This is a genomic window from Aequitasia blattaphilus (genome assembly GCF_024721305.1).
GTDB classification, from domain to species: Bacteria; Bacillota; Clostridia; order Lachnospirales; family Lachnospiraceae; genus Aequitasia; species Aequitasia blattaphila.
Window position 1 is genome coordinate 1 of sequence record NZ_JAMXOD010000057.1, and the last position, 1414, is coordinate 1414.

Annotated in this window: 1 protein-coding gene and 1 tRNA gene; both read right to left on the bottom strand. The window is 36.8% G+C overall.

What is annotated here, in order from left to right:
• Positions 1 to 129: 129 nt before the first annotated feature.
• Positions 130 to 999 carry an AlbA family DNA-binding domain-containing protein gene (locus NHH15_RS15400; RefSeq protein ID WP_262067533.1) on the bottom strand — a complete coding sequence of 290 codons (870 nt, stop codon included), beginning with the start codon at positions 997 to 999 and terminating at the stop codon, positions 130 to 132.
• Positions 1000 to 1326: 327 nt separating this feature from the next.
• Positions 1327 to 1398: transfer RNA gene (locus NHH15_RS15405), tRNA-Asn, on the bottom strand.
• Positions 1399 to 1414: the final 16 nt, after the last annotated feature.

Sequence of the window (1414 nt, forward strand, 5' to 3'; positions counted from 1 at the left end):
GGCTTCCGTAACTTTGAACGATTTCGCAACCGAATATTACATTGTGACTAAGATTTAATCACATTTGGTGGTAGGTTTTATTTGTGTATCTAAAAATAGGCATATGCCCATGAAACATTAAAAACGGCTCTATGCCTGAGCCAGAGCAGGATGCGTTAGCATCCCACCCCAACACTTGACATAGAGCCAATAAAATTCAAACAAATTGCCTGTCCACTCTCCTGAGCTTGATTGAAAACGATCAGTCCAACGAATCGTGGGATCCAGTATCTCACGGTAATCCAGAAAATATTCTGGAAACTCTTGAACTATTTTATACTCTTCACCAAACATCAGCAGTCCTGCCGCTGTTGGATAAAGACTTTTATCCTCTTTAGACACTGAAGCCGCACCTATCTTTTCCAAATATTCAAAATCATCATATTTTTCCCAGATATGTCCTGGCTTAAATGCCATGTGCCGATTTCGATAGTCATGTAGGCTTTCTAAATCTATCGCATCAATTGAAATATCTTCTAAAACTTTCATATCTGAAGTAACCTCTGGCTGATCACGTAGCATTGCCAATACCTCTGCCTTACTACAATGATAATCTCCCTCCCAGTTCCTCCGATAGGTACCATTCAGCATATCATTGTTAATAAACACAGGTTTTTTATTACGCTCCGCCTTCGGTACATGGATTACCATAATAACTTCGTTGCATTCTTCGTATATTTCAATATCATTATCCGTAAGAATATTCACATTCACCTTGTTTTTATTGTTAATAATATCCCAAAATTCTTTTTTCAGTTTTGCTTCATCTTTTAACCCGGTAGTTCTAAAGCTCCCATCATTATTTTCTGAAATCCCGAGTATTATTACGCCGCCATAACCATTTGCAAAAGACGAATAGGTCTCCCATAAGCTAATTGGCAATCCACTTTTAGCCCTCTTAATTTCTACTCGATTATTTTCTCTATATTCTACAAACTTTTTAATGTCAAAACTTGACAAAATAGCGCCTCCACTCAAAATCACGCTTAGTATAATAACCCTCTAACCTTATATTTATGCAATATCCGCCAATACGCCATCCTAAACGTGTCTTTTGTTATAAAGTAAAACTAATCACAATCAAATGTTTATGAGTTTATAAATAATTTTCTGGTTTTGCTTATTATAGCACCCTAATCTATTCTCGTGCAAGATTGCAACAAATATTATGCTATTCACTTGTAATTTAGATATTAGCAATCGTTCCATAGACAAATTGTTCATCACACATACCGGGCAAAAAAATATTCCATAGACATCATACATATCTATGGAATATTCATCAAACTCCCCGAGCTGGGTTCGAACCAGCGACCCTTCGGTTAACAGCCGAATGCTCTACCGCTGAGCTATCGAGGACTAACAAGAAAAATGA